This window comes from Delftia sp. UME58, from assembly GCF_014170385.1.
Taxonomy (GTDB): Bacteria; Pseudomonadota; Gammaproteobacteria; order Burkholderiales; family Burkholderiaceae_C; genus Comamonas; species Comamonas acidovorans.
This window is the reverse complement of sequence record NZ_LZZV01000013.1, coordinates 81104-103380: the sequence shown is the minus strand read 5'-3', so window position 1 is coordinate 103380 and position 22277 is coordinate 81104. Positions and strand designations below refer to the sequence as shown.

The following is a 22277-nucleotide window of genomic DNA, read 5'->3' as shown; positions in this document are numbered from 1 at the left end:
ATGCGGTTTTGTCGGACAGCAAAACGCAGTTTTTGGAGATTGCACAGGCGACAGTTTTGCCCTCTGCGTGTAAGCCAGTGTTAGCCCTGTGCGTGCTATCCTTGCCCGCGACAAAAATATGACGCATGGACTGTCCGCCCCGGTGGGCCGATCCGGCAGACAAGAATTTCTACTCTCCTCAAGGACTTCCATGAAACTGATTTTGTTGGGCGCACCCGGCGCCGGCAAAGGCACGCAAGCCGCTTTCATCTGCCAGAAGTACGGCATCCCCCAGATTTCCACCGGTGACATGCTGCGTGCCGCCGTCAAGGCCGGAACGCCCCTGGGCCAGCAGGCCAAGGCCGTGATGGACGCCGGCCAACTGGTCAGCGACGACCTGATCATCAATCTGGTCAAGGAACGCATCGCCCAGGCCGACTGCGCCAACGGCTTCCTGTTTGATGGATTCCCCCGCACCATTCCCCAGGCCGACGCCATGAAGGCCGCTGGCGTGAAGCTGGACTATGTGCTCGAGATCGACGTGCCCTTCGACGCCATCATCGAACGCATGAGCGGCCGCCGCTCCCACCCCGCCTCGGGCCGCACCTACCACGTCAAGTTCAACCCGCCCAAGGTCGAAGGCCAGGACGACGTGACCGGCGAGCCGCTGGTGCAGCGCGAAGACGACAAGGAAGAAACCGTCAAGAAGCGCCTGGACGTCTACAGCAGCCAGACCCGCCCCCTGGTGGACTACTACCGCGCATGGGCCGAAAAGGAAGCCGCAGCGGCACCCAAGTACCGCGCCATCAGCGGCCTGGGCTCGGTCGAGGACATCACCCAACGCGCACTGGCTGCACTGGCTGAGTGAGGCAGGCCATGTGCCGCAACGAAAAAAGCACCCGCCGGGTGCTTTTTTGTTGACCGCCAGCAACTGAAGAAATGCCGGCGGCGCCGCCCGGCTCAGTCGCGCGGCTGCGCGGCCAGCGCCAGCATCATCGCAATCCGGGCTTTTGCCACGGGCAGCTGCGCCAGATCGGCCTCTGCCGGGTTGGCCCCAAGGCCGGAGGCCACGGGCAGGCCTTCGGCACAGCGCGTGCCCCGCCAGATCCAGACGCCCTTGCCGCGGGCGCGCTGCAGGGCCGCTTCCATGCCTTCGTGAACCGTCGCGTTGCCCGTGCCAGCCACGACGATGCCACGCACGCCTGCCGCCACCAGCGCATCCACGCCGCTGGCACGCGCCAAGGCGCCACTGAACACCACCTCGACCCAGGGCAGTTCATCCAGCGCCAGCAGATCCGATGACATGGACGCAGGCACCACGGCCAGCGCGGACAGCGCCGGCGCGGAGGGGGAGGACGGCGCATCGGGCACCAGCCAGCGCACACGCCCTTCCTCCACCAACGCCTGCGGCCCGCCTTCCACGGAGCGCATTGCCTGCAGCCGGTAGGGGTGGACCTTCTGCACCTGGGCTGCCGCATGCACCTCGCCGCCCGCCACAACCCATACACCGCTGCGCCCGCCGCTGGCAGCCACGGTCACGGCATCGCGCAGATTCTGCGGCCCGTCGGCCAACAGGGCCGTGGCCGGGCGCATGGCGCAGGTCAGCACAATGGGCTTGGTGGCCGGCAACAGGCTGTGCAGCAGCCAGGCTGTCTCTTCCAGCGTGTCCGTTCCATGCGTAATCACCACGGCGCGCGTGTCCGCATCCTCCAGCGCCTGCACGCAAGCGTGCAGCAACGCGCGCCACACGGGCCAGTCCATATCCTTGCTGTCCACCTGCGCGATCTGCTGCGTCTGCACGGGGCCCAGCGCCTGCTGCTCCAGGTCCGGTACAGCATCCAGCAGCGACTGCACCGTGATCTGCCCGGCCTTGTACCCGACTCCCTGCGACTGCGAATCCGCCCGGCCGGCGATGGTCCCGCCCGTGCCCAGAATCACCAACTTTGACTGCCCCACTTGCACCTCTTGGAAAACTGGTTAAAAATACAGATACTGTATAAATCATCAGATGACCTGCCAGCCCGCCATCTGCTCTCAAGGACCGGACGCACGCCATGCTCGACCATCCCAAGCTCACCGCCCGCCAGCAACAGATCCTGGACCTGATCCAGGCCGCCATCTCCCGCACGGGCGCGCCCCCCACACGCGCGGAAATCGCCAACACGCTGGGCTTCAAGTCCGCCAACGCTGCAGAGGAACACCTGCAAGCCCTGGCCCGCAAAGGCGTGATCGAACTGGTCAGCGGCACCTCGCGCGGCATTCGCCTGCGTACCGACACAGTGCGCAACATCAATGCCGCGCGCGGAACCAGCTTCGGACTGCCGCTGTCGGCCCTGGCACCGCTGATGCTGCCCCTGGTGGGCCGCGTTGCGGCGGGCTCACCCATTCTCGCCCAGGAACATATCGACCAAACCTATTCCGTCGAGCCCAGCCTGTTCCAGATCCGCCCCGACTATCTGCTGCGTGTGCGTGGCATGTCCATGCGCGACGCGGGCATCATGGACGGCGACCTGCTGGCCGTGCAGTCTGCGCACGAAGCACGCAACGGCCAGATCGTCGTGGCGCGCCTGGGCGATGAAGTCACCGTCAAGCGCCTGCGCCGCACCACGCAGGGCGTGGAACTTCTGCCGGAAAACCCCGATTACCCGGTGATCCGCGTCGCCCCCGAAGAGGCCTTTGCCATTGAAGGCCTGGCCGTGGGGCTGATCCGCAACAGCATGTCCATGTAAGCCGGACGGGCAGCCCTGCACGGGTTGCCACCCCCTATTTCATGCACCGTCCAGGTGGTAGGCGCGAAGCCTTGCAGCTTCGCCCTGGGCGGAGCTTTGCCCGAAAACCGCAATCCTGCCTGTGTCCATGCCTCTTTGAAACACGCCAACAGGAGTCGTCACATGGGATTCGCTCTGCCAACACTGTCCTCTCTTTCCTTCCTGCGCCTGGCACATGGCATCCGCCTGACTGCGACCGCCATGGAGTCGGCCATGCCTCTTGCACAAGCCCCTGCGGGCCAGCCAACACCTGCCACAGCACCCGAGCCCGCCAACGTGATCTCTTTCAGCAAGGCACGCCGGCGCAGCCAGCAGCGCCGCGGCAAGGCTGCACGCGCTGCAGACCCTGGAGATGCCCAGCTGATCCTGCCCTTGCTGCCGACGCAGCCCGCCCTGCAAGCCGCACCTGAGCAGTCTTCAGGCCTGCGCATCATTCAGCGGTCGCCACAGGAACAGCCTGAATGCCTGTTCATCTCCGGGCGAATGGCCGATGTCTGCGCTGCGCTGGAGCGCCTGGAGGCGCATGGCGGAGCCGCAGCCAACTGAGGCCCGATGCAAGGTGTGCGACACACCTTGCACGACACAAACATGGGCGGCGCGGACCACGCGCCGCACGAGGAATCGGCCTGTGCGAAGCTGGCGCAGGCTTGCGGCCACCACCACCCTGTAGCGCACGTGCAACAAATGGATGCCCTCTGTCTGCTGCGCAAACACCTGGGCAACCGTGACGATGCCGCCGACCTGGCCCATGACACCTTTGTGCGCCTGCCGCGCTCGCCCCTGCCGAAGCAAGACATCCGCGAACCCAGGCGCTATCTGGCCACCATCGCCCGGGGCTTGGTCGTCACCTGGTCCTGGCATAGCCGCATGGGCGAGAGACATCTGGAAAGCAACGACCGCCGCGCCTTGCATGAGGCCGCCGCCTGGCACGTGAAACTGCGTGGCGCCTTTGCCACAGCGGCCCTGCGACAGGACTGGCAGAAGTGTCTCGTCCAGACCGGCGCTTCAGGCGGGCGCATACGGGTGATGCACCACGTCGAAGCCCTCCTCGTCGGAGGGCGCGACAAAGTAGCTCGTGATCAGGTCGAACTGCTCATCGCTGGCCTGAAACGGATGCTCGCCTGCCGCATTGCGCGCCCGCAGGCGCTGCCTGCAGACCTCGTCAGGCACATCCAGGAAATGCAGGCGGTGCGAGGCGCCCACTTTCTCGAACACGCTGCGCGCCCAGCCCCGCCCCTCCAGGGTATTGGCCGGAAAGTCCAGCACCACCGACACGCCAGTGCTCAACAGCGCCTGCACATGTGCGCCCATCAACCCCTTGAGCCGCGCGCTGCAACGCACGTAATCGGCCACCGACTGCATCTCGCCGGGGTACAGGCCGGCCAGCCAGGAATCCTCGCTGACCAGCACCGTTCCGGGCCCGGACGCCAATTGCCGCGCCAGCGTTGACTTGCCCGATCCGATCTTGCCGCAGACCATGTGCAGCGTGGCAAGCCGCGCGTTGGCGACAGTGGCATCGGCATGTTTTGCACAACGGGGCCGGGACTGTTCGGAAACCTGCATATCCATCTCCTGAAAGGCATGAGAAAACCCCGGAGGCGGAATGAAAAAACCCGCCTCGTCTGGGCGGGTTGCATGGCGTTGAAGGCCGCTGGCTAACCCACCATCCAATGGATGGTGCGAATAATCTGCGTTGCGTTCATACGGGCCATGGCGCACAGCATAGCGCAATCACAGTGCCTCAATGGGCCACCATGCGCACCAGCCCCAACCCCGCAAACAGCGCGGCCACGCCCAGTACCAGCGAGCCCAGCGCATACAGCACGGAGGCCAGCCAATCGCCACGCTCATACAGCATGCCGACCTCCAGCGCGTACGTCGAAAACGTGGTGAAGCCACCCAGAATGCCCGTGGTGATGAACAGCCGCGCACTCTGCGGCAGCGATGTCTTGAGCGCAAACCACTCCACCACCACCCCCATCATGAAGGCACCCAGCACATTGATCGCCAACGTACCCAGCGGATACGCACTGCCCACCAGCCGCAGCGCGAGCAAGTTCGTGCCATGCCTGAGCGCAGACCCCAGACCACCTCCAACGAACACCAGAATGAATCCGTAGAACCCCATGACCGTCCTTTCATCGAATAACCGGGACGGGCGTGCCGGGCAGGATCAAGACATGGCCCCGCCACCGGCAGGACACATCCCACCAAGGCAGGAGCCATCAGCCCTTTGCAAGGCGGTTTCGGGAAGCTCCATTCCCATCGTGCAGCGAGTGCTGGCCGCCGGGGCGAGTTTACTCTGGACCTGTCAAGCGGCAGAGGTGTGAGATTGCTCCGCAGATGCCGGCCATTCCCAAAGGACCAGCGGCACAATGCAACAATGAAATTCATCGCGCTCCTGATCATTGCAGCGGCTTTGCTGTACGGCACAGCAAGGCTTTCCAACATTCACATCGGTGAGCGCGCCGCGGGCGGCCATGACGGCACATCGGCCACGGCACAAGAACGTTTCAGGCAAGCCGAGAAGCAAGCTCAGGAGACCGCCGAAGCAGCCCGCCGCGCTGCCTTGCGGGACGCCGAGTGAAGCGGGCGCTTGGAGCCAAGGTGCGAATTGTCAGGAATACGGATCAAAGCACAATTCTTCGTCTGCAATTCGGATCCGATCAGGTCCATCAATTCATCGATATACATATGCGACTCTTGACCACAGCAATCTTTACAGCACTTTTCGCATTGCCTGCAGCAGCCCAGGTCTTTCAATGCAAGGACGCTTCTGGAAAATCGACTTTCTCAGACAGCCCTTGCAGCAGCACTGACACTGGCTCACTGATACAGCGCAAAAAATCGGACGATGAGGTCTTCCGTGAACGGGCTGATGCAGCGCAGGCGAATGGACAAAAGTATCAGCGCCAGATGAACGAAATGCAGCAGCGCCAGATCGAGAGCCAGCAGCGTGTTATCGAGCAGCAAGCCCGCCAGACGGCTGCTCCTGCGCCGGAGCAGCTCGGCGCCTCCCTTCAGTGCAAGGAGGCGCGCAAGGAACTGGAATTCGTCTCCAGCATTCGCACCATTTCCCAGGACGAAAAACGGATGCGGACCAATGCCGCGATCAGTGGTGTCAATGCTGCATGCGGTTCAAATACGCCCCTGATGCAGGAGCCGCCGAAAGTGATTGGGACACCGCGAGCGCCCCACTCCATTCAGCACCCAATTTCTCAATGAAAACCAGGCGCGGAGCTGCCAGATACCGAGCGAAATCATGACTCCTCTCGCGCCACTCATCAGCGGGGAACATGTTCGGGAGTTCTCTCCATGCCATGCAGCCTCTTCAGACCGCCGCCAACCCGGTCTTCACCGCCTTCGCCAACAGGCGGCCATCGGCCAAGCCTTCCCGGCATAGTCGTCTCCAAGACGTTGCAGCGTGCAAGCCACTGATACGGTTGCGCGGAGCCGACCTTGGCCTGCAGAAGCCTTCTCCCTCTGATTATCAGAGTAATCTCCAAAAGCCACACCAGAACCTACACCTTATTCAGCGGGTGTCAGGTTCTGTTTCCGCTCATTCCTGAATTTTAAAAGCGAGCAGCTGCTCTGCGGGCAAGGCTCTCCTCCCCCGGCTTCTCCGCGCCCGACCGTAGCGCACCAAGCGGCGGCAGCTTCATCAGTGCATCAGCGAGAGCACTGGGTGCCCGTCTGCGGGCCAGGTGATCGCCGTGTAGTTCGGCACCAGTTCGCCCGCCTCAGGGTCAATCCACCCGCTGTCGAGGCCAGCCAACGCCGCAGGCGTGCCTGTCCCGCGCCATTCGCGGACGCACAGTCAATTTTTCCCAAGCACAGAGTCAATAGCCATGCAATCCTGGCGCCTAGTATTTACGGGTTGCCCGCGGCAATGCGCCGGAAGGAATGACTTTCCGGCATTTCTGCGGCCGGCCTGGGAATCTCCTGCTTCTTACCTACCATTTCAAAAGGGCACTATGTCTCAACTGCCACAAGCCACTCCTTGCGCAACGCAGGTCTTTAATATGTACGCGGATGATTCCAATGGAGAGACGCTGTATAACGCATGGCCTGCAAGGAAATACGAAGCAAAATGGCTTCAAGTCACGCTGCTGGACCAGGCCAAGCGAGATGCCGGCTACGTGCCCAATTGCAGAATCAATGCCAGCATCGATGTCTATCGCAGCACGGCGCTGAACAAGTGCTTCGTCCTCGTGAACATGGACGGCAGCCACGCTGCCGCATCGAAGAACGGCAAGATGTTCACCGATAAGTATGTGAGCACCCTTTCGCTGCACGAGGACACCAGGGTGAAGGGGCTGTTCCTGCGCGAGGTCCAGGTGGAAATCGATGTCGAAGGCATTTCGCGCAGCGAGTACGAAAAAGCGCTCCAGGGCAAGCCGGGCAAAGGGGTCCGGTTCGACATATGCAAGGACACCCCGGGGTCTACGCTCGAGGACGGCACCGTCAGCAGTTCCATTGCGTACAACATCAATCCGGGCGTGGATCCTTCGGGGCCGTCGCTCAGCGGCGGCGTCAGCATCACCAGCAGCTTTTCCAAGACCATCAAGGATATTTCCATCAACAATCTCAGCGATGGAAAATTCGTGAGGCATGTCTATCGGTTGACCAAGACGGACTCCGCAGTTTTCAACAAGGATGACGATCTTGTGGACAAGGGGCCCGATGCCATGGCACGAGGTTTTCCGATCCGCGACTTCTCATCGGTGGCCTCCGCCAACTGGGACATTCTGTCGCAGGCGCTTTTCGTATGCGATACGAGTGATATTTTCCAGATTGGCGTCGGATTGAGGATAACAAGCAAGTCCGGCCTGATCATTTCACACACCAATCTGTTCGATGCCGATTGCAAGGTCTATGACTTCGATTTTGGTGCATACCAGGGCGTCAGTGTGCGCCTTTCCCAGGACACGGAACTGGATGCGGGCGTGCGCAAGTGAAGGAAGACGTCAGCGGAATTCTGGAAATCGCCTACCCAGGCTGACATCGAGCTGTCAACTTGCTCGGATTTCAGGTCCGACCAAGCTAGCTCGGGCTGCGCTCCCCCTTCCCGCCGAACTGGGAATCCAGGGCCACTAGCCGCTGCGCCAGCGTCTCGGCCTCGTAGCGCATGGCGTAGAGCGGCGTCGTGCCGATGACGATATGGCCGTACCAGATGCGGAAGCCGTCGAGGCCTGGGAGCGTGCAGACAACGCAGTCCCTGATGGCTCCAGAAATGGTGGCCGCCTGAAACTCTGCGACCTCGTCGCGGCCACAGAGCACACGCATCCCGTGCAGGCCCGGCTCTTCCTTGTCGATGTGGAGCATAGCTTGGCCAGCATGCTTGAAACACCGTTAGGCAGGGAGATCCAACCGCGCAAAGTCGTTCCCACAGTCGCAGCGGCTAGTCTCGGATGCGTCATCTCGAATACCAGTTTTCAATAAAAGACACGCCACGCATTAGCGTGCATCGTTCACACCGCCCAAAAACCATTACTATACGTTACAGAAAACACAAACAGAAGGAAAATAACCAATGATTCTTCAGCGAAAAATTCAAACCATAGGGCTTGTTGCGCTACTGGCAGCTGGCTTTTCGGCTCACGCGGCAGTCTGCATAAATGGCGAAAACGTGACAGGAACCTGTGAGGTGCCGGCCAATGTGACAGGCGTCACAATCGAAGCGTGGGGCGGAGGCGGAGGCGGAGGCGGTGCAGGTTTGTCGGGCGGTGGAGGTGGCGGGGGTGGTGCGTACTGCCGCGCAACCTTTGCGGTTACTGCGGGTAGTACGCTGACAGTGAGTGTCGGTGTTGGCGGGGCCTTCGGAGCGCCCGGAACCAGCGGAGGCAATGGTGGCTCTTCCTCCGTCACTGGCAGCGGCATCTCAGGCCTTAATGCGGACGGAGGCCGACAAGGTATTTCGGCGGGCGTAGGCGGGCTTGGAGGCGCTCCCGGTAGTTGCACTGCAACCGCAGCAACAGCATTTTCAGGCGGAAATGGCGCGTTGAACCTCAGAGGCGGCGGCGGTGGTGGGTCGGGAACCAGTGGTGCAAATGGCGCCAGTGCAGTGGTAGGCACTGGAGGGGGCAACGGCGGCAATGGAGGCGAGACAGTGGGTACTGGCATAGGAGCTGCAGGAGGCTTTCCGGGCGGCGGGGGCGGCGGTGGCTCCAACGTAGCTGGCTTTACAGGGGGCGTCGGCGGCGCTGGCCGTGTCACGATGACCTTTGTTGCAGCACAACCTGTAACTGCACCTGTCCCCACCCTCTCTGAATGGGGCATCATTGCTCTGTCGTCTCTTCTGGCCATGTTCGGTACCGCAAGGATACGCAGCCGTCAATACTGAAGCAAAAGCCACCCAAAGGTGGCTTTTTTCATTTCTACGGGATCACAGACCAGACATCCCGCATTAGCGCTGCGTCAACGGCGTGGCCATCAGTCGCTCGTGCGATGTCTGCACCTCGGTCTGCCAACTTCTGGAGTACGGCTGTGCAGGTTGAGGCGTACTGAGCTCTCGTGCCTCGTGCTGTCGGCCGGCCACAAATTGCCCTGCCGGCAGTTCGATGCACTGAAACGTCAAGCCCCTCGGCGCCCTCATAGGTGCTGAGGGTTTTTGTTGCGTTTGGGCGCCTACATCGGCCCTGGAAAAAATCAACATCGCCGAGGGCGGACAGACGCTCTACCCCTCGGCCTTCAGTTCGGCCAGCTGCTCGGCTGGAAGCAGGCCACATCGGTCGCGGAACAGGCCTTGGTGTCGGCTCCTTGGTTAAGTACGACGGAAATCACCAAGCACTAAGGGTTGGGCGGTACGTCGCAGGAGGGCTACGACTGCGCTTCCTGCTGAACGGCCAACACGAAATGAACAGCATCTCAACCTGCATTTTTGCAACCCTAGGCCAGGGGCTGCAGAGCTTGCCAATGCCGCAGTATGGCGACACTGTTCTGAAGAATGACATTTGGATCGGCGATGAGGCCATGTTCATGGGGGGCAGCCACATCGAGAACGGCTGCGTGATCGGTGCTCGCACTCTCATTCCCCCGAACTTTAAGACCGAAGCCTATGGCATCTACGCGGGCTCACCCGCGCGCCTGATCCGCTTCCGTTTCCCTGAAAAAGTACGGGAGGCACTCCAAGAATTGGCATGGTGGGAACTCCCGCTGGCTTGGGTAAAAGAGCACAACCAGGCTTTCCTTCTGCGGATAGCCGAAATGGAGGAAGGTCAAGTTCTGGAAGCTATACAAGAATTGCAAATCAGCAAGAATCGCGTACTCTCGCCGGTCCAAAGTCCGGCACTGACCTCCTGATGGCCCATCAGTAATGAAGGGCTGCCTCCTGTCACTGACCAGCTGGCAGCATGAATCACAGGCCAGGCGTCCCGGTGGGTTTGGACATCAGCTGCGTGCCCTGCAGCTTTTGCTGCCATGTCCGCATACGCTGCGCGGCAGTCGTCGTATACGGCGTTGACGGCAGTGGCGTACTCAAGGACGTCGGCGGGGGGAGCGCTGGCAAGTCGGCGGGCGGCATCTGCGGATTGCTCGCGCAGGCCGTCAGAAACAGCACGCAACTGGTCAAGATCACGGCGCAGCAGCGCCTCGCGGTCACGGGCGGCATGAGGGCTCCTTGGTATTTGGTGTTCATGGTCTGCTCAGCGCTGCGCACGCGGGCGTCGGCCGCGCGCTGCGCGGTGCTGGTGGCCAACTGCTGGGTGGTGGTTTCCAGCCGGGCCTCGGCCAGCTCGGCGCCCAGGCGCGCGCCCTGGTAGCTCCAGGCGAGGAAGGCAGCCACTGCTGCGGCGGCCAGATGGGTGTAGAGCCCGGGGATCACCGCCCACCCCTCCACCAGTACCACCACATGGCAATCCAGATCGGGCTCATGGCTGACCCTCCAGGCAAAGCGCACGCTCGGCCTGGCGCCGGTTCTGCATGAATGCTGCACCCGGCCTCGCGCCGGGGCCATCAAGAATGCTGACTGGTGGACACGCGCCTTGGAGTGGCCCGCCCCGAAAGTGCGCTGCGGGCGGTATCTGCAGGGGCCAGCCAGCACCCTTGATGGCAAATCGTGACAGGCATTTGCCCGCCTGCAAGCAGTGAAAGTCTAGCCACCGTCGATAGAGGAAAGCCGGGGCTTACACGGCATGCCATCATCCACCCCCTGGCCACGGGGTCGCAGAGGCCTCGCAAGCCGCAGCAGGTGGAAGCCCTGCACTTTCTTTACAAGCCGTAAAGCATTTCTTAAGAATCAGCCCCCATACTGCATCTCCAGATTCCGCCGAGCCCGGGAGACTTCTCCTCCCTCCCTCTCAAATCCCTTCCCCGGGCACGCCAACAAGGCATCGGCATTTTTCTTCCAAGGCCCTGCAGCTTCACCAGTTGCAGGGCCTTTTTCATTCCCGGCCCGCAGCGGCCCCAACCATCACCACAGGAGATTCAGCCATGCTGATGACCGCCAACCCCTGCGCGGATGCGGAGCGCTGGGAGAACGAGATGGGCCGCCGCTCCGCTGCGGCAGATGAAGACAGGGCACGCGCAATGCAGAAGCTGCAGCGCGCCGCTGTCTTCACGACGCCCACGGACTGGTTCCACGAGCGCACGCCCGGTCCGCTCGGCCTTCGACACCCGCGCCACATTCTCCAGCATCGACGTCATCGTCAAGCCCGACGGCTGGACCATCCCCGACGAAGTGGCCGACATCCACGGCATCACCACCGAGAAGGCGCTGGACCTGGGCGTGCCCGAACGCGTTTGCTGGTGCCTTTGTGTTTTCCATCTCGCACTGCCCCTTTGCTGCGAAGCTTGTGGGACGTGCGTTCCGCCCACCAGTTGGGCATGCCGTCCGGAATTCGCCCCGACTCCAGCCCCACGCGCCATGCAGCTGCCATCTCCGTCTTCACGGACTTTGCCAACACGGGGCGGTCGGCCAGACCTTCAATGACGCCGTAGACGAAAGAGCGGCCCACCTCGGCCACGGATGTCGACTCCCGTCCCGAGATCGCATTGCGCAGACGCTGCTCGATGTTGCGGGCACCCCTGGCCTCCCGGCTGACCATGAGATACCGGGCGGCATAGTCGTCCACCAGCCTGGCCAATGTGTAAACCTGTGCAACCGGTTGCGCCAAAGCCTTGCGCGCCAGCTTTCGCTCGTCTGCTGGATCTCTTCCCTGCTCAAGCAGGTCGCGTGCTGCCTGCCATTCGGCTGAAGCCTGGGCTGGCGATATGGCTGGCCACTGGCCAAGCTTGACCTGCTTGAGCTTTGCGGAATCCGCCAAGCTTCTGTAACGATAGGTCCATGATTTCGTGCTGGCAGTTGCTTCGAGCCCCAAGCCTGGGCAACCTTGTACGACAATGTGTTCGCCCTGCTTTAGGGCCTTGGCTGCACGCGCGTCAAATAACATCTGAAGCTACGCCTTGAATACCGGAAGAACCTACACAAAACCTATACCTAGCGGTGAAGTGCAGACGAGTCCAGGCAAGTGCAGATGATGCACCCAGGCCAGCGCAGGAATGGAATAAATCGTTTGCCGACAACATCTTGCGCGGCAAACCGGAGATAAATCAAAGGCTTATGACAGATTCACAGGCAATGAACATCATCATTCTTGACGACTACCAGGATGCCGTGCGCAAGCTGGACTGTGCTCGTCTGCTGGAGCCCTTCAACGCCAAGGTCTTCACCAATACCGTCAAGGGCGTGGGCCAGTTGTCGGTGCGGTTGCGCGATGCGGACATCATCGTGCTGACCCGCGAGCGCACGCAGATCAGCCGGCAGCTGCTGGAAAAGCTTCCGCGCCTGAAGCTGATCGCGCAGACCGGCAAGGCCGGCGCCCATATCGATGTTCAGGCCTGTACCGACCAGGGCGTTGCGATTGCCGAGGGCGTGGGTTCGCCCATTGCGCCGGCCGAGCTGACTTGGTCGCTGATCATGGCGGCCACGCGGCGGCTGCCGCAGTACATCGCCAACCTCAAGCACGGCGCATGGCAGCAATCGGGCTTCAAGGCTGCGTCCATGCCTGCGAATTTCGGACTGGGCAGCGTGTTGCACGGGCGCACGCTGGGCATCTGGGGCTATGGCCGCATTGGACGGCTGGTGGCGCACTACGGCCATGCCTTCGGCATGCAGGTTCTGGTCTGGGGCAGCGAAAGCTCGCGCCAGAAGGCGCAGGCCGATGGCTTCGCGGCGGCGGACTCGCGCGAGGCTTTCTTTGCCGAATCGGACGTGCTGTCCGTGCATCTGCGCCTGCATGAGGCCACACGCGGCATCGTCACGGCGCAGGATCTGGCACGCATGAAGCCCACCGCCCTGTTCGTGAACACCTCGCGCGCAGAGCTGGTGGAGGCCGATGCCCTGCTGGGCGCGCTCAACCGAGGCCGGCCAGGCCTGGCGGCCGTGGACGTGTTCGAGAGCGAGCCCATTCTCCAGGGCCATGCGCTGCTGCGGCTGGAAAACTGCATCTGCACGCCGCACATCGGCTACGTGGAGCAGGACAGCTACGAACTGTACTTTCGCGCAGCCTTCGACAATGTGGTGAACTTCGTTGCGGGGCAGCCCAGCAACATCCTCAATCCCGAGGTGTTCTCAGGGCCGGCTCGCGCAGGCTGACGACCGGATCAGGCGGGGGCTGGCGTCACCCACCCCTCCACTCAACGGCCGCCCTGGCCCGAATCACCGCGTGCTGCCGTGGCGCGAAAGGCCAATTCATCGGCCACCGCCTCATAGACGGCCTGGCGCACGACGGATTCCACCTCCTCGCGCAGACGCACGACGATGGACCGTGTCTGCTGCTGAACCACGGTGGCAATGGCGTCGCGCAGGCGCTGGTCCAGCACCAGGTCCACACGCTGCATGAGGCGATGGACCAGATATTCCTCGGTGACCTGCTGCGCATGGCTGTCCCAGATGGACTCCATGGTGGGGGCTGCTGCCGGCATGGCGGGGGAAGCCGGCGTCGGCCCGGCAGCCGCCTCTGCCACGACGGCCTGCACCACCGGGGCCACCAGGTCGGCTGGGACCACTTCCCGGGCCGGTGCCATGTCGCCCGCTGAGGCCACACCTGCCACACCTGCCGCACCTGCCACATCAGCCACTTCGGCCAGACGGCCTTCCTGGGCCAGTTGCATTTCCACGGACGGGGCGCTGGGCGGCAGATAGTCCGAGAGCACGGGCTGCATTGCAGGCGTCGGCATTTCCTCGGGTGCAGCCTGCCCGGTGGTGACCATGGGCCGCTGGGGCTCCAGGTCCTGCGGCAGCGGCGGCAGGGACGCAGGCAGGGTGACCACGCCACGCCGTGGCGCCAGCATGCCTTCGCTGGCCCAGGGCGTCGCTTCGCCCGTCAGCGGCAGTTCGGACACCGGGGGTGCCGGGGACTCGATCGCCTGAACCTGTGCCTGAGCCGGCACCTGCACCGCATCCACCGCAACGACATCGGTGAGCGTGGGAACAAAGCGCGGCGGGGTTTTGGAGGGAGGAGCGCTCATGGCTTACTCCTTGAGGACGAGGTCATGGCGCTTGATGGAAATGCCCTGGGCCGCATAGTGCCTCCAGCGCTGCCGGGCCAGGTGCCGGTCTTCCTCGTCGGTGGCGGAAACCACTTCGACGACACGCGCGAAGTGCTCGAATCCTTCGGGTACTTCGCCGCACAGGTTGACCAGCATGTCGTGGTGCGGCGCGCCGTCCAGTCGCTCCAGCAGCACGATGGGAGAGAAGGCCATGATGCCAGCCCCATCGCCTTCGCCGGCATGGGCCAGAAAGTCGGTGGGAGAGACACTCCACAGCCTGGGCGACAAGGCCTTGAGCAGCGGCGGCGCCCCCAGCACCACCAGTTGCGTGCGGTGCCTGAGCGCCTTGCGCGCCAGACGGCAGACGTAGGCCAGCTTGTCGGGCGCGTTGAAATGGAACGCCACTTCAGTCAAGCGATGCTCCCTTCAAACAGGCCCGGGCTGACGGGGACGATGCGCTCATGCCTGCTCCGGCTGGACAGCAACTGCAGCCTTGCGGCGGCCGGCAGATCCTGCCTTGGGTGGCGCAGGCTTCTTGGGTGCAGCAGCTTTATTGGGTGCGGCAGCCCTGGCCTGCGCCTTGCCGGCATCGATGCCGGCCAGCAGATAGTGCAGCAGCAGGCCCACCGGGCGGCCTGTACCGCCCTTGGCTGCGCCGCTCTTCCAGGCCGTGCCGGCAATATCCAGGTGGGCCCAGGGGATGTCGCCCACAAAGCGCTGCAGGAACTTGGCTGCCGTGACCGCGCCACCCGCGCGGCCAGCCACATTGCCCATGTCGGCGAAATTGCTCTTGAGGCCTTCGCCGTACTCCTCGTCCAGCGGCATGCGCCAGCAGGGGTCCAGCGCCGCATCGCCGGCCTGCTCCAGCGCGCGGGCCAGTTCGTCGCTGGGCGAGAACATGCCGCTGCGCAGCCCGCCCAGGGCGATGACGCAGGCGCCGGTCAGCGTGGCGATATCCACCATGGCGCGGGGCTTGAAGCGGGCGGCGTAGGTCAGCGCATCGCAGAGAACAAGGCGGCCTTCGGCATCGGTGTTGAGGATTTCTATGGTCTGGCCGCTCATGCTGGTGACCACGTCGCCCGGCTTGACGGCAGCGCCGCCGGGCATGTTCTCGGACGCAGGAATGAGGCCGACGACATTGACGGCCGGCTGCAGCCGGGACAGCGCATGGAACACGCCCAGCACGCTGGCGGCGCCGCCCATGTCGAACTTCATCTCGTCCATTTCAGCGGCAGGCTTGAGCGAGATGCCGCCGGTATCGAAAGTGATGCCCTTGCCGACCAGCACCACGGGCGCGGCGCCCTTGGTGCCGCCGTTGTAGTGCAGTTCGATGAAGCGCAGCGGCTGCTCCGATCCCTGGGCCACGGCCATGAAGGCGCCCATGCCGAGCTTGGCGACTTCGGCGGGGCCGTGGATCTTGCAGCTGATGCCGGGCAGCTTGGCCAGGGCGCGGGCCGCGTCAGCCAGCAAGGTGGGCGTGGCGTGGTTGGCGGGGCGATTGGCCCATTCGCGTGCCAGGGTCATGCCTTCGGCCTGGGCCACGGCGGTCTTGAAAGCGTCGGCAACGGCATTCTTGTCGCCCGCCTTGACGGCTGCGGCAATCACCAGCTTCTTGAGCGCCACGGGCTTGGCCTGCGGCTTGGTGTGGGTATAGCTGTAGCAGGCATCGGCCGCCGCCAGAACGGCGGCCGCAACGGCAGGACCTGCCGCATCGAAGCCAAAGCACAGCAAGGCCTTGCCAACGCCGGTCGCCTTGAGCGCGGCACCTGCGCCGGCCACGGCCTGGCGCACTTCCCGCGCCGAGCCGCTGCCCGCGCCCAGCAGCACGACGCGGCGGGCGGCGACGGCCGGCAGGCCGTACAGTGCCAGCTGTTTGCCGGCTGCCGTTTCGAAATCTCCGGCCTTGACCGCGTGTGCGACCAGGGTGGACAGCGCGTCGCTGCCCGTGGCCGTGGCTTCGGTCACCAGCACCAACAACAGGTCACACTTTTCACGTACTGCTGCGGCAGTCGTCAACGGCTTCAGTTCAAAGTTCATAATCGGCGTTTTCCTTTCAGCCAATGTTATTCGATTCATCCATACGCAAAGAGCTGGCCCGCAGCTTCGGTGCCACGGTCGTGGTGCTGATCACGGTCGTCATGACCATGATGCTGATCCGCACGCTGGGCCAGGCTTACAAGGGCAATGTCAGCCCTTCCGACGTTCTGCTGGTCATGGGCTATACGGTGCTTGGCCAGTTGCCCACGATTTTGGGCCTGGGGCTTTTCGTGGCCGTGGTCGGCTCGCTGTCTCGCATGTACCGCGACAGCGAGATGGTGATCTGGTTCGCCGCAGGCCAGGGCCTGGCCAGCCTGCTGCGCCCGCTGCTGCGCTTTGCCTGGCCGGTGCTGGCCGTGATCGCCGTGCTGGGCCTGGGCATCCTGCCCTGGGCCAACCAGCAGATCGAGCAGATCAAGACCCAGTTCGAGCAACGCAGCGATATCGATCGCATCGCCCCCGGCGAGTTCCAGGAGTCTGCGGGCGGATCGCGCGTGTTCTTCATCGACAAGGACGTGCCCAGCGCCACCGCTGCCAACAATGTGTTCATCGTGGCCAATGAGCGCGGGCGCGAGTCCGTGACCTCGGCACGCGGCGCGCGGCTGGAAGTGATAAAGGGCGAGCGCATGGCCGTGCTCACCGATGGCCAGCGCATGGAGACGCAGACCAGCGACAGCTCGGTGAAGATCAGCGAATTCAAGGAGTACGGCACGCAGATCGGCAGCGGCAGCAACCTGGCGGCTGCCGAGGAAATGGCCGCGCGCAGCACCTACACGCATGAGCTGCTGCCGCGCACCGAACCCATCTACCGCGCGGAGCTGGGCTGGCGCATAGGCCTGCCGCTGGCGGCACTGAACTTTGTGATCCTGGGCCTGGCCGTGGCCAGCGTGAACCCGCGCGCTGGTGGCAGCGGCAGCCTCATGCTCGCGCTGTTCGCCTTCATCGTGTACTACAACCTGATGACGCTGGGCGAGAACTGGGTGGCCTCGGGCAAACTGAGCATGCCCGCCATGACGGCCCTGCTGCATGGTGGAACATTGCTGCTGGCACTGCTGGTGCTGTTGGCCCGGCACAAGCGCTGGTCGCCGCGCGACCTGTGGCGCAGGCCCTGCAAGCCGACTGCCCTGGACGACGCAAAGGCGGTGCCCTGATGAGAGTTCTGAGAAACCTGCTGTACCGCGACATCATCGCGGCCGTCAGCTATGTGACGCTGGCCTTCCTGGCGCTGTTCTTCTTCTTCGATCTGGTCGATGAGCTGCGCTGGGTCGGGCGCGGCGGCGACAACGGCTACCAGATCACGCACGCCCTGCTCTTCGTGGTGCTGCGCATCCCCAGCCACCTGTACGAGTTGATGCCCATCACCGTGCTGATCGGCACCATCTACGTGATGGCGCGCTTTGCCCAGAGTTCGGAGTTCACCATCATGCGCACCAGCGGCATGGGCCCCTGGCTGGCGCTGCGCACGCTGATGGTGCTGGGCCTGGGCTTTGTGCTGGCCACCTTCGGCACGGGCGACTACCTGGCGCCGGCGGCCGAGAACGCGGGCCAGAATATCCGCGCCATCCACCTGGCCCAGCTGTCACGCGGTGCCACGGGTGCCTGGCTGAAGGAGCGCCAGGGCGATCATTCCATCGCCATCAATGTGCGCGCCATCCGCGGGCCCGGCGATTTCTCCAATGTGCGCATCTTCGACTTTGACGGCCAGGGCCGCATCTCGGCCCAGATCCATGCACAGGCGGCACAGGTCAGCGAGGATGGCGAATCCTGGATGCTCCAGGACGTTGAGGCCAGTCGCCTGACGGCCAAGGCCGACGGAGGCATGGTGCTGCTGCGCGAGAAGAAGGACAGCCTGGCCTGGAAGACCGGCATCAGCGCCGAAATGGTCTCGGCCGCGCTGCTCAAGCCCGACCGCATGTCCACCATCTCGCTGTTCCAGTACGTGCGCCACCTGGAGGCCAACGGCCAGGCCGCGCAGAAGTACGAGATCGAGTTCTGGCGCAAGGTCTTCTATCCCATGAGTTGCCTGGTGATGGTGGTGCTGGCCCTGCCCTTCGCCTATCTGCACTTCCGCTCGGGCGGCATCGCGGCCTATGTGTTCGGCGGTGTGATGGCCGGCATCAGCTTCTTCCTGCTGAACAACGTGTTCGGCTACATCGGGACGCTGCAGACCTGGTCGCCCTGGCTGACGGCTGCGGCGCCGGGCCTGCTCTACAGCCTTCTTTCATTGACCGCCTTCACCTGGCTTGTGCTGCGCCGCTAGGACCGTTGCCATGCAAAACGAGACAACATCTGCCGGCAGGACCGGACTGATCCTGCTGGCACACGGCTCGCGCGACGCCTTGTGGCGCCAGCCCATCGAGGCCGTGCTGAAGGCCGTCCAGCAGACGCATCCCCAATCCCTGGCCGCCTGCGCCTACCTGGAAGCCTGTGCGCCCGACCTGCCCACCGCCGCGCGCGGACTGGTCGAGGCGGGCGCCACGCGCATCACCGTGCTGCCCCTGTTCCTGGGCACGGGCAAGCATGCGCGCGAGGACATCCCGAAGCTGGTGCAGGAGATCCGCGACACCCACCCGCAGGTGGCCGTGGACCTGGAGCCGGCCGTCGGCGAGCATCCACGTGTCACGGCCCTGCTGGCAGAGCTGGCGCTAGGGGCCATGGAACCTTCCGGCAGGCCAGGAGGCTGAAATAACGAATCGCTTCTTTATATAAATGCAGCATAATGGCGCGCTGCACCCAGCTGTCATCGCCATGAACCTGCACCAATTCCGATTCGTCCAAGAAGCGGCGCGCCGCAACCTCAACCTCACCGAGGCGGCCAAGGCCCTGCACACCTCGCAGCCCGGCGTCTCCAAGGCCATCATCGAGCTGGAGGAGGAGCTGGGCATCGACATCTTCGCGCGCCACGGCAAGCGCCTCAAGCGCATCACCGAGCCCGGCCTGGAGGTGCTCAAGAGCATCGAACTCATCATGCGCGAGATCGGCAACCTCAAGCGCATCGGCGAGCAGTACAGCGCCCAGGACAGCGGCACGCTGTCGATTGCCACCACCCACACCCAGGCCCGCTACGTGCTGCCGCCCGCCGTGGCACGGCTGCGCGACCTGTACCCCAAGGTCACCATCAGCCTGCACCAGGCCACGCCGGCCGAGGTGGCGCGCATGGTCATAGACGAAGTGGCCGACATCGGCATGGCCACCGAGTCCCTGGCCGACTATCCCGATCTCGTCACCCTGCCCTGCTACGAATGGCAGCATGTGCTGGTCATGCCCACGGGCCATCCGCTGGCGCAGAAAGAGCGCATCACGCTGGACGACATCGCCCATGAGTCGCTGATCACCTACCACCCCTCGTTCACCGGGCGCGGCAAGATCGACCAGGCCTTCGCCACGCGCCGGCTGCGTCCGCGCATCGTGCTGGAGGCCATTGACTCCGACGTGATCAAGACCTATGTGCGCCTGGGCCTGGGCATCGGCATCGTGGCCGAGATGGCCATGCGCGACGATCCGGTCAACGATCTTGTGGTGCGCCCCATGGGCCATCTGTTCGGCCAGAGCGTGGCGCGCGTGGCCATCAAGCGCGGCGCCTATCTGCGCAACTTCGTCTACCGATTCGCCGAACTGCTCAGCGACCGCCTGACGCGTGACCTGATCATGCGCGCCATGACCGGCCACGTGCACGACTACGAACTCTGATCCTCCGCCCCAACGGGCCCGTAGCGCGGGCCCGTTCCCGCTTTCCGCCGCCTACGCCATGACCTCTGCCACGCCCCGCACGCCCGCCTTCCCCAGCCGCCTGCCCCATGTGGGAACGACCATCTTCACCACCATGTCGGCGCTGGCCGCCGAACACCAGGCGGTGAACCTGGGCCAGGGCTTCCCCGACTTCGGCTGCGACAACAGGCTGGTCGATGCCGTCACGGCCGCCATGCAGGCCGGCCACAACCAGTACCCGCCCATGCCCGGCCTGCCGCAGCTGCGCCAGGCCATGGCCGACAAGATGGAGGCGCTGTACGGCCGCCGCTACGACGCGGGCACCGAGATCACGGTCACGGCAGGCGCCACGCAGGCCATCCTCACCGCCATCCTGGCCACCGTGCATGCGGGCGACGAGGTCATCGTGCTCGACCCCTGCTACGACAGCTACGTGCCCAATATCGAGCTGGCCGGCGGCGTGCCCGTGCGCGTGCCGCTGACGCCGGGCAGCTTCAAGCCCGACTTCGCCAAAATTGCCGCCGCCATCACGCCTCGCACCCGGCTGCTGATCATCAACAGCCCGCACAACCCCAGCGCCACCATCTGGAGCGATGCCGAGATGCTGCAGCTGCAGGAACTGCTGGCGCCCACCGACGTGCTGCTGATCAGCGACGAAGTCTACGAACACATGGTCTACGACGGCCGCCAGCACCAGAGCGCCGCGCGCTTTGCCGGCCTGGCGGCGCGCGCCTTCATCGTCTCCAGCTTCGGCAAGACCTACCATGTCACGGGCTGGAAGGTGGGCACCGTCGCCGCGCCGGCCGCGCTCACGGCCGAGTTCCGCAAGGTCCACCAGTTCAACGTCTTCACCGTCAACACGCCCATGCAGGCGGGCCTGGCCAGCTACATGGCCGACCCTGCGCCCTACCTGCAGCTGCCCGCCTTCTACCAGGCCAAGCGCGACCTGTTCTGCCAGGGCCTGGAAGGCTCGCGCCTGCGCCTGCTGCCCACGGCGGGGACCTACTTCGTCTGCGCCGACATCTCGGCCGTGTCGGACCTGGACGAAGCCGCGTTCTGCCAATGGCTGGTCCGGGAGCATGGCGTGGCTGCCATCCCTCTGTCGGCCTTCTATGGCGACGGCTTCGACCAGCGCGTGGTGCGCTTTTGCTTTGCCAAGCAGGACAGCACGCTGCGCGCGGCACTGGATCGGCTGCGCAGACTCTGAGGCCTCTCGGCGAGCGGGCCTGCAGAGCCTGGATAATGAGAAGCATTCTCGAATCCGGCTGCGGGCCTTTTACTCCGCTCACCCATGCCCTCCTCTTCCCAGCACTACACCGCGGTGCAGCTCGACGCCATGCGCCAGCGCCACGGTTTCAGCGTGCGCTTTCTCTCCGCCGTCTCCGAAAACGATTGCATCTTCGAAGGCCAGGTGCAGGAGCACCAGCTGCCCTCGGGCCTGCAACTGGTCAGCTCCGACATCCGCATCAACCACGGCTATGAATCCACGTCCGAGCACCCGCGGCGCTTTACCGCCGTGGTCCTGCTCGACGGCCAGGCCGAGCTGCAGCTGCCGGGCGCCCGCCGGGCGCTGAACGTGACGCGCCATGCCGCAGCGGCATTCTCCTGCGGCGACACCGAGGTTCTCAAGGCCACCCACGCGGCAGGCCAGAGGGTGCGCGGCTTCAACCTGTCCATCGAGGCGCCCGAGGCCTGCGCCGATGCAGAGCTGGCCGCGCTGCTGCACCAGGCCATGCGGCAGTCCGGTTCGCCGCTGCATGCCTGGGCGCTGCCCGAGCATCTGGCGGTCTCGCTGCGCCAGCTGCTCGATGGTGTCTGGGGCGGCAGCCTGGCCCGGCTGCACCGCGAAGGCATTGCGCTGCAGGTGCTGGCCTGTGCGCTGCAGCGGCCTGCGCCCTCGCCGCGCATCCACCCCCGGGACAGGCGCGGGCTGGAGCGCGTGCGCGAGTGCATGGATGCAGCGCCAGGCCAGGCGCACAGCCTGGAAGACCTGGCGCGCCTGGCCTGCATGAGCCCGACCACGCTGCGCGAAAAATTCCAGGCCGCCTACGGCCAGACCGTGTTCGGCTGGCTGCGCGAACGCCGCATGCAGCTGGCGCGCGAACGGCTGGCGCAGGGCTGGAGCGTGCAGGAAGCCGCCGACTGCGTGGGCTTTCAGCACGCCAGCAATTTCGCCACGGCCTTTCGCCAGCGCTTCGGCCACGCGCCCAGCCAAGGCAGCCTGCGTCGCAAGGCATAGGCTTCGCGTCGCCGGGAACAGGCGGCAACAGCACACATTTCCCACAATCCGGACTC

At 64.2% G+C, this 22277-nt stretch carries 24 protein-coding genes, 1 pseudogene and 1 riboswitch; of the genes and pseudogenes, 16 read left to right on the top strand and 9 right to left on the bottom strand.

Features of this window, described 5'->3' with window-relative positions:
* Positions 1 to 190 precede the first annotated feature (190 nt).
* Positions 191 to 847 carry an adenylate kinase gene (gene adk, locus A9976_RS03965; protein WP_012205401.1) on the top strand — a complete coding sequence of 219 codons (657 nt, stop codon included), beginning with the start codon at positions 191 to 193 and terminating at the stop codon, positions 845 to 847.
* A 92-nt stretch (positions 848 to 939) separates the two neighbouring features.
* On the opposite strand, the gene A9976_RS03960 is transcribed toward adk, so the two are convergent.
* Positions 940 to 1935, bottom strand: coding sequence for an asparaginase (locus A9976_RS03960; protein ID WP_183017908.1), 996 nt, complete (start codon positions 1933 to 1935; stop codon positions 940 to 942).
* Between the two features lie 98 nt (positions 1936 to 2033).
* Here A9976_RS03960 and lexA point away from each other — a divergent pair, with 98 nt between their 5' ends.
* The 3 genes and pseudogenes from lexA to A9976_RS03945 form a co-directional block, all read left to right on the top strand.
* Positions 2034 to 2708, top strand: coding sequence for a transcriptional repressor LexA (gene lexA / locus A9976_RS03955; RefSeq protein WP_183017907.1), 675 nt, complete (start codon positions 2034 to 2036; stop codon positions 2706 to 2708).
* Positions 2709 to 2870: 162 nt separating this feature from the next.
* Positions 2871 to 3293, top strand: a complete 423-nt coding sequence (locus A9976_RS03950; protein ID WP_183017906.1) for a hypothetical protein — start codon at positions 2871 to 2873, stop codon at positions 3291 to 3293.
* Positions 3294 to 3431: 138 nt separating this feature from the next.
* Positions 3432 to 3590: pseudogene (locus A9976_RS03945) on the top strand (sigma factor); the annotation flags it as partial.
* A 162-nt stretch (positions 3591 to 3752) separates the two neighbouring features.
* On the opposite strand, the gene A9976_RS03940 reads toward A9976_RS03945, so the two are convergent.
* Together A9976_RS03940 and crcB are read right to left on the bottom strand one after the other, a co-directional pair.
* Positions 3753 to 4310 (bottom strand): ATP-binding protein, encoded by a 558-nt coding sequence (locus tag A9976_RS03940; protein ID WP_183017905.1) that lies wholly within the window; start codon positions 4308 to 4310, stop codon positions 3753 to 3755.
* A gap of 178 nt (positions 4311 to 4488) precedes the next feature.
* Complete coding sequence (gene crcB / locus A9976_RS03935; RefSeq protein ID WP_183017904.1) at positions 4489 to 4875, bottom strand: fluoride efflux transporter CrcB; 387 nt, start codon at positions 4873 to 4875, stop codon at positions 4489 to 4491.
* A gap of 81 nt (positions 4876 to 4956) precedes the next feature.
* A riboswitch (Fluoride riboswitch) is annotated at positions 4957 to 5020 on the bottom strand.
* Positions 5021 to 5130: 110 nt separating this feature from the next.
* Here crcB and A9976_RS03930 point away from each other — a divergent pair.
* The 3 genes from A9976_RS03930 to A9976_RS03920 all read left to right on the top strand — a co-directional run bounded on the left by A9976_RS03930 (position 5131) and on the right by A9976_RS03920 (position 7705).
* Positions 5131 to 5334, top strand: a complete 204-nt coding sequence (locus A9976_RS03930; protein ID WP_183017903.1) for a hypothetical protein — start codon at positions 5131 to 5133, stop codon at positions 5332 to 5334.
* A gap of 107 nt (positions 5335 to 5441) precedes the next feature.
* Positions 5442 to 5972, top strand: coding sequence for a DUF4124 domain-containing protein (locus A9976_RS03925; protein WP_183017902.1), 531 nt, complete (start codon positions 5442 to 5444; stop codon positions 5970 to 5972).
* Positions 5973 to 6721: 749 nt separating this feature from the next.
* On the top strand, positions 6722 to 7705 hold the full coding sequence (locus A9976_RS03920; protein WP_183017901.1) for a hypothetical protein: 984 nt from the start codon (positions 6722 to 6724) through the stop codon (positions 7703 to 7705).
* An 85-nt stretch (positions 7706 to 7790) separates the two neighbouring features.
* Here A9976_RS03920 and A9976_RS03915 read toward each other — a convergent pair whose 3' ends face one another.
* Positions 7791 to 8072, bottom strand: a complete 282-nt coding sequence (locus A9976_RS03915; protein ID WP_183017900.1) for a hypothetical protein — start codon at positions 8070 to 8072, stop codon at positions 7791 to 7793.
* Positions 8073 to 8280: 208 nt separating this feature from the next.
* Between A9976_RS03915 and A9976_RS31840 the strand changes: the two genes are divergently transcribed.
* Together A9976_RS31840 and A9976_RS03905 are read left to right on the top strand one after the other, a co-directional pair.
* Complete coding sequence (locus A9976_RS31840; RefSeq protein WP_183017899.1) at positions 8281 to 9090, top strand: IPTL-CTERM sorting domain-containing protein; 810 nt, start codon at positions 8281 to 8283, stop codon at positions 9088 to 9090.
* A 512-nt stretch (positions 9091 to 9602) separates the two neighbouring features.
* Positions 9603 to 10049 (top strand): hypothetical protein, encoded by a 447-nt coding sequence (locus A9976_RS03905; protein WP_183017898.1) that lies wholly within the window; start codon positions 9603 to 9605, stop codon positions 10047 to 10049.
* A 55-nt stretch (positions 10050 to 10104) separates the two neighbouring features.
* Here A9976_RS03905 and A9976_RS03900 read toward each other — a convergent pair whose 3' ends face one another.
* Positions 10105 to 10644, bottom strand: coding sequence for a hypothetical protein (locus A9976_RS03900; protein ID WP_310889365.1), 540 nt, complete (start codon positions 10642 to 10644; stop codon positions 10105 to 10107).
* Positions 10645 to 11443: 799 nt separating this feature from the next.
* Complete coding sequence (locus tag A9976_RS03895; protein ID WP_220808497.1) at positions 11444 to 12136, bottom strand: Arm DNA-binding domain-containing protein; 693 nt, start codon at positions 12134 to 12136, stop codon at positions 11444 to 11446.
* Positions 12137 to 12324: 188 nt separating this feature from the next.
* Between A9976_RS03895 and A9976_RS03890 the strand changes: the two genes are divergently transcribed.
* Positions 12325 to 13341, top strand: coding sequence for a D-2-hydroxyacid dehydrogenase family protein (locus tag A9976_RS03890; RefSeq protein WP_183017897.1), 1017 nt, complete (start codon positions 12325 to 12327; stop codon positions 13339 to 13341).
* Positions 13342 to 13382: 41 nt separating this feature from the next.
* Here A9976_RS03890 and A9976_RS03885 read toward each other — a convergent pair whose 3' ends face one another.
* Genes A9976_RS03885 through A9976_RS03875 form a run of 3 tightly spaced genes read right to left on the bottom strand, consistent with a single transcriptional unit; the run spans position 13383 to position 16274 of the window.
* Entirely contained in the window at positions 13383 to 14216 is an 834-nt protein-coding gene (locus tag A9976_RS03885) for a hypothetical protein (protein WP_183017896.1), read from the bottom strand.
* 3 nt (positions 14217 to 14219) lie between these two features.
* A complete protein-coding gene (locus tag A9976_RS03880) occupies positions 14220 to 14651 on the bottom strand; it encodes a DNA polymerase III subunit chi (RefSeq protein WP_183017895.1) in 432 nt (143 codons plus the stop codon).
* A 45-nt stretch (positions 14652 to 14696) separates the two neighbouring features.
* Positions 14697 to 16274 (bottom strand): leucyl aminopeptidase, encoded by a 1578-nt coding sequence (locus A9976_RS03875; RefSeq protein WP_183017894.1) that lies wholly within the window; start codon positions 16272 to 16274, stop codon positions 14697 to 14699.
* A gap of 23 nt (positions 16275 to 16297) precedes the next feature.
* Between A9976_RS03875 and lptF the strand changes: the two genes are divergently transcribed.
* The 6 genes from lptF to A9976_RS03845 all read left to right on the top strand — a co-directional run bounded on the left by lptF (position 16298) and on the right by A9976_RS03845 (position 22221).
* Positions 16298 to 17425 (top strand): LPS export ABC transporter permease LptF, encoded by a 1128-nt coding sequence (gene lptF / locus A9976_RS03870; protein WP_183017893.1) that lies wholly within the window; start codon positions 16298 to 16300, stop codon positions 17423 to 17425.
* Positions 17425 to 18534 (top strand): LPS export ABC transporter permease LptG, encoded by a 1110-nt coding sequence (gene lptG / locus A9976_RS03865; RefSeq protein WP_183017892.1) that lies wholly within the window; start codon positions 17425 to 17427, stop codon positions 18532 to 18534. The genes lptF and lptG overlap by 1 nt, the downstream gene beginning before the upstream one ends.
* Before the next feature lie 10 nt (positions 18535 to 18544).
* Entirely contained in the window at positions 18545 to 18958 is a 414-nt protein-coding gene (locus tag A9976_RS03860) for a sirohydrochlorin chelatase (protein WP_183017891.1), read from the top strand.
* Between the two features lie 64 nt (positions 18959 to 19022).
* The gene (locus A9976_RS03855) at positions 19023 to 19964 is read left to right on the top strand and encodes a CysB family HTH-type transcriptional regulator (RefSeq protein ID WP_183017890.1); all 942 of its coding nucleotides are present in this window, start codon (positions 19023 to 19025) and stop codon (positions 19962 to 19964) included.
* A 58-nt stretch (positions 19965 to 20022) separates the two neighbouring features.
* Positions 20023 to 21189: a pyridoxal phosphate-dependent aminotransferase gene (locus A9976_RS03850; protein WP_183017889.1), complete on the top strand. Its 1167-nt coding sequence runs from the start codon at positions 20023 to 20025 to the stop codon at positions 21187 to 21189.
* A gap of 84 nt (positions 21190 to 21273) precedes the next feature.
* The gene (locus A9976_RS03845) at positions 21274 to 22221 is read left to right on the top strand and encodes a helix-turn-helix transcriptional regulator (protein ID WP_183017888.1); all 948 of its coding nucleotides are present in this window, start codon (positions 21274 to 21276) and stop codon (positions 22219 to 22221) included.
* Positions 22222 to 22277 lie beyond the last annotated feature (56 nt).